4 protein-coding genes and 1 pseudogene are annotated in these 5576 nt (G+C 56.2%); 1 reads left to right on the top strand and 4 read right to left on the bottom strand.

The annotated features are described in order from the left end of the window. From AC1DWF_RS29740 to AC1DWF_RS29730, 3 genes are all read right to left on the bottom strand, one after another. The coding region (locus tag AC1DWF_RS29740; protein ID WP_476842404.1) for an ABC transporter substrate-binding protein at positions 1 to 980 on the bottom strand (980 nt) is incomplete at its 3' end. A gap of 40 nt (positions 981 to 1020) precedes the next feature. Then, a complete protein-coding gene (locus AC1DWF_RS29735; protein WP_476789436.1) occupies positions 1021 to 1959 on the bottom strand; it encodes a branched-chain amino acid ABC transporter permease in 939 nt (312 codons plus the stop codon). Next, the gene (locus AC1DWF_RS29730; protein WP_476786318.1) at positions 1956 to 2822 is read right to left on the bottom strand and encodes a branched-chain amino acid ABC transporter permease; all 867 of its coding nucleotides are present in this window, start codon (positions 2820 to 2822) and stop codon (positions 1956 to 1958) included. The genes AC1DWF_RS29735 and AC1DWF_RS29730 overlap by 4 nt, the downstream gene beginning before the upstream one ends. 1080 nt (positions 2823 to 3902) lie before the next feature. On the opposite strand from AC1DWF_RS29730, the gene gabT reads away from it, so the two are divergent. Further along, complete coding sequence (gene gabT / locus AC1DWF_RS29725) at positions 3903 to 5183, top strand: 4-aminobutyrate--2-oxoglutarate transaminase (RefSeq protein ID WP_476789445.1); 1281 nt, start codon at positions 3903 to 3905, stop codon at positions 5181 to 5183. Positions 5184 to 5373: 190 nt separating this feature from the next. On the opposite strand, the pseudogene AC1DWF_RS29720 reads toward gabT, so the two are convergent. Beyond that, positions 5374 to 5576, bottom strand: a pseudogene (locus AC1DWF_RS29720) (IS6 family transposase); the annotation flags it as partial.

Genomic DNA, 5576 nt, shown 5'->3' with positions numbered 1-5576 from the left:
ATGCCAAGGAGCATCGAACTGCCGATAACTTTGCCGCTGGCTGCGTCTACACCATTTTCATCTATCCCGAGTGCCTTGTAGATGTCGGCCATTTCGGGGGAGTTCATATCCTTCAGCGCGACTGGCGCGGTCTCGATCCCGAAAACACCTTCGCCGACATCGCCAAGCTCTCTGTAGTCAAACAGGGAGAAGCTTAGTCCGGCCAGAACGATCTTCTGTTCGTATCCGGAGCTGCGTAGCAGCTGGATTGCCTGCAGTGCGTTTAGGACGGGCATAAAGATACCGTCGGCGCTCCGGTTAATCTGCATTACGAAAGGAAGCAGATCCGGCGCGTCGACCGGCAGCGCTACGGCATTGCCAACTTTGCCACCGGACGCAACGACACCCTTCGCCCACCAGTCTCGCTCTGATTGTCCCCACTTGATGTCGGCGAAAAGCGTCACCCAGCTCTGACCTAGAGACTCAACATATTTCTGTGCAGCACCAGCCGCAGTCGCAGCCGAATTGGTTGTCAGGCGAAATTGATAGGGAACCGCGTTGTCCTTGGCAGTAGTTGCCTCGGACGTGCTCATGGTCAGATATAGCGTCTTGTTCTCGTTCGCGATCTTGTTGCTCGCGATCGCGATCGACGAGATTTCCGAGCCGATGACGAAGTCCACCTTCTCTTCCAACAACAGATTTCGAAGCTGATTGATGCCCGCATCCACGTCGGACTTGGTGTCGACGGTAACGAGCTTGATCGGCCGACCGGCAATGCCGCCATTGGCGTTGAGCCAATTGCACAATCCGGTTGCTGCCCTGTCACGCCAGAAGCCAGTTGCTGCATCCCAACCAGTCAACTCACACTGATGACCAATCACGATGGGGTCGCCCGAAGTGCCCGCTGCGAACGATTTGCCTACAAACCGTGGCAACGCCACCGCTGCTGCCGCTGCCATCGAACCCGCGAGGACATCGCGCCTGGATACTTTTTTGATCATATTAGTTCCCCTTGTTTTATTTGTTTTGTTTTTTTGCACTTCAATTCCGCTCCGACCGCCTAAGTAGGCCCATCATGCCCTGAGGCAGCCAAAGGGCGATGAGGATGAGCATCACGCCGACAATTAGATCGACACGCACAGTCCAGCGCGCGAGCACTTCAGAAACCAACTGGACGAGGAGTACGCCTATTGGCCCGCCATAGATGGAGGTCACGCCACCTACGGCTGCCCAAAGGATCGACTTCAAAGACATCGAGAGGCTAACAATGTCGATGGCGACATGTCGCGATATGAGCGCATAGAGCGAGCCACCAAGGCCAGCCACGCAGCCCGCTACCGCAAAAACAACTAAGCGGAACAATGCCGAGTTGTATCCCAGCACTTGGGCACGAACGGGATTTTGCTGTACAGCGCGGACAATTCGCCAAGTGCTCGTGCCTGAAAGATACCAGAATCCGATCAGTAGAGCAGCCAACAGCGCCGTGCTCAGCACAAGCATGGTATTGTTGGGGCCGGCAACAATGGACGACCCAAAAAAGTGGAAATCTAGCGCAGGCAGCGGCAGACCATCGGCACCACCGGTGAATGCTACCGCGGCGTTGCCCAGGATCGACCCGGTGACGGCAAAGATGATCGTTCCGATGGCCGCGCCCGAATGCGACATTCGCAACAAGAGTACCCCAAAGATTAGAGCAACAACTCCACCCGCGGCCACACCCGCCAGAATCATGAGAGAAATACTGCCCTGTAGCGTTGGGGCGAGCCAGATTGCAGCGTAGGCACCCGCTCCAAATACAGTTGCTTGGGCCACACTTGGCAGGTTGGCGTAGGAATAGGCAAGCGAAAAGCTTATGGCCAGGAACATCCAGCTAACGCAGCGGGCCAATACGCCGCTCCAAAATTCGCCCACGATAGGAGCAGCCACGCAAAGCGCTACAAGGATGACGAGCGATGTGACGATACCCGCACGGTCCCTCATGCCCGCCCCCCAAAAATACCGCTCGGCCGAAGTAAGAGAAACGGAAGAAACATAACAATTGCTCCAACTTCCGCGTAGGTCGGCGGGAGAAAGACAGAAAGGACGCCTCGGGTCACACCCATGATAACCGCCGCCGCGACGGCGCCGCCTAAGTTGCCGAGCCCGCCGACCACGACAACGATGAATGCTGGGCCGAGTACGGACAGGCCCATCTGGTGGCTCACCATCGTCATGGGTGCGATCAAGACGCCCGCCAGGGCCGCGAGCGCAGCGCTCATCACCACGATGACCATATAGACCCGTTCGACAGGCACGCCCGAAGCCATGGCGAGTGTCGGCGACTGTGCCACGCACCGAATCCAAAGCCCGATCGCCGTCAATCGGAGAAAGGCCCAAAAGGTCGCAAGTACGGCAACAGCCATACCGGCCGCAACCACGCGATAGGTCGGGTAGTAAAAGCCAAGTATACCAACTGAGCCGGAAACAGGCGGCTGCACGAGGCGAGGCGATCCGCCGAAGGTAGCAAGCAACAGATCATTGATGACGAAAAGCAGGCCCGAGGTAGCCACCAGGCCCACCATCATATCCTTGCCGATCGTCGGCCGCAGTATGAACCGATAGACTGGAATGCTGACGGCAGCGGCAACAAGCGGTGCAATCACGACCGCCAGCCAGAAACTCCCAAGCTGGCTAGCCGCGTACCAGGCAATAACGGCCCCCACTGCATAGATAGCCCCATGGGCCATGTTCAATAGGCCGAGCAGACCGAAAATGGCGTTGAGACCCAGAGCGATCAGCCCCAGAAACATGGCCCAGACGACACCATTGACGATCTGGAAACTGAGCGTTTGCCAATCGATCAAAAGTCACCTCCCTAAGGATAGGAGTGGTTTTGAGGATTGAAGCTGGGACGCACCCATGCGGGTCAATCCAATTAGATTCGGTGGGAGGATCGAATGCTCTTTCACGATGGGCCTCGGACTTGGTGCAGATTGGTCGTTGAAGACGCTAGGGCACGACATCGACACCCACAATTGTGACTACTGTCACCTAGCGGCATTCGGAAACCTCATCACTATGAAGGCCACGCAAGATGGTGACCACGGCAACCGACATAAGGTGGCTAGCCTAAACCGAGGGGCGCCTTTCGGAGGCAACGGCCACTGCGGAATTTCAGATGAGGCCTCCGGGCGGTTTGGTGGCCATTTGCGGTTGAAGGTGCTGATCGCGGTTGCTGGAGTGCAAGCAGCTCCACCTAAAGTTGCTAGTGCTCAAAAAAAGCCGGGGGATACTGGGCAATGATCCGCTCATTCACTACCGTCAAGTTTTTGGCTCTAAAGGCGCTTCGGTTAGCGCAAGTTGGATTGCTTGCGCGTGCGAATGCCTACCGCCCTCCTGGCAAGATCGAATCAAAACCGAATGGAAATGCTCCAAAAAATGACGATGGTCATCATTGATGACGTGCAGTGAAGGCCGCAGTAGTTGACGGTGAAAAGGGCCAAATACCCTGATCGCCAGAGTGGGAGGACACTTATGTCAATCTATTCCTTCACCAAAATGGTCTGGACTCGGACCGTTCGCATGCTTCTGTGGCTCTTCCAATTTGGGATGACCACGGGAACTAAGCAAAGGCCGCGGGGCGCAGACCATGACGTACAGGCCGAACGTTTGCCCTTTCACTGGGATATCCGCGTGCGGTGAGGTTTCGCGATGTTAGCCCGTGCAATCGCCATCGGTTCCAGTCTCGCTAGAGACCAGCCTTCTCGAGTGATATCCGCCCCCTGGTTCTTGGTTTGGACTGCCTCAAAGATCTCAAAGCATGTCCTAAATGTTTCTAGACGTCAGCTGGACGTAATCCGGCCCCCGAAGAATGAATCGTCCTCAGCGCGAGTACCGAGAAGATGTTGAAAACCAGTCCTAACCAAGATCGCGTTGAGGCAACAATGTCGGCAGTGACCCTACTCCAAACAAGGCAGGCGGCAGCGATAGCGCCAGGTGTCGGCACTCGTTCCATTTTCACTGATCGTGCTGAAAACGCAGAGCTTTGGGATATAGTCGGCAAACGCTATATCGATTTTGCGGCAGGGATCGCGGTCAACAATACTGGCCACCGTCACCCGAAAGTCATGCAGGCGGTTAGCGAACAGGCGGAGCGGTTTACGCATACCTGCTTTCACGTGGCACCTTACGAGAGCTACATCACGTTGGCCGAACGACTGAACGCAATTGCGCCGACCGGCACAGACAATCTCACTATGCTGGCCACGACTGGGGCAGAGGCCATCGAGAACGCCATCAAAATCGCGCGCGCGTACACCAAGCGTTCCGGGATAGTGGCGTTTAGCGGCGCGTTTCACGGCCGTACACTTCTGGGCATGGCACTTACTGGAAAGGTCGTACCCTATAAGAAAAACTTCGGCCCATTTCCGGCAGAAATCTATCATTTGCCCTTTCCAAACAGCTATTTAGGAGTATCGGTTGAAGACTCGTTGCGCGCACTCAACACATTGTTCGCTTCTGACGTGGAGCCGGAGCGGATAGCGGCGATCATAATCGAACCCGTTCAAGGCGAAGGCGGCTTCAACGTCGCGCCCACGGATTTCCTATTGAGCCTAAGGGAATTGGCAGACCATTACGGCATCTTGCTAATCGCAGACGAGGTGCAGTCGGGAATGGCGCGGACAGGGCGCATGTTCGGAATCGAGCATTCTGGTGTCAAAGCCGACATTGTGACGATGGCAAAGGGTCTTGCCGGAGGGTTCCCACTTTCCGCTGTGGTCGGTAAGGCCGAGGTTATGTCCGCAGCACATAAGGGCGGGCTCGGCGGAACATATGCCGGGCACCCCCTGGCCGTGGCAGCAGCGAACGCTGTACTCGATGTAATCGAAGACGAACAACTCTGCGACCGTGCAACCTCCATCGGATCAATGATTAAGAGGCGCCTCGAGGCTCTCTCCATCCGCGACGGAATGGAGAAGATCGGCGATGTACGGGGGTTGGGCGCAATGATCGCCTTTGAGCTGGTCACTGATCGTGGATCAAAGGATGCGGCTCCGCAATTAACCTCGAACATTGTCGCTGCCGCTGAACAGCGAGGTTTGATCGTTTTGTCGTGCGGAACGCGACAGAACGTGATCAGGCTCCTGCCACCGCTGACAATTGGCATTACGACATTGGATGAAGGGTTGAACTTGCTTGAGCAGTCTGTTGAGGCTGCCTGTTGACAAGTTACAGCTGCTGAATAACCTTCGCCGCTCCCGGGGGCGGTCGGACAGGTTCGCCCGACTGGCCGGACGCCCAAGCCGAAGTCAGCCTTGGCTGCGTGGCTGGTCAAAGCTAAGTTACCAACACGCTGTTGAGCCGGGCTTGTCACGTTGTGTGACACTGGTCGAAGGAATACGGCAGCGGCTGAATCTAGACGAGCGAACCAGCCACGGCTTTCCATTCGGCCATGGCATTGAGGCGGTGAAGGTGGATCTGAAATGCGGATCGTTTAGATTTGGGCGGAACAAAGAGATTTCTGAGGGTTGAGAAGATCGAGACGAAGCGCTGAAGGCCTCCCGATGATCGAAATCCTTGCATCACCCGCTCTCGTTTGCGCAGCGGTACATGGGAAT

This window comes from Aminobacter sp. P4_D5 (assembly GCF_056401815.1).
Note: the sequence above shows the minus strand (reverse complement) of the source record. Positions and strands in the feature narration are given on the sequence as shown.

Bases quoted from the DNA above. Each gene is read 5' to 3' on its own strand.
- gabT (WP_476789445.1), top strand. From the start codon at position 3,903: ATGTCGGCAGTGACCCTACTCCAAACAAGGCAGGCGGCAGCGATAGCG.
- AC1DWF_RS29735 (WP_476789436.1), bottom strand. From the start codon at position 1,959: ATGAGGGACCGTGCGGGTATCGTCACATCGCTCGTCATCCTTGTAGCG.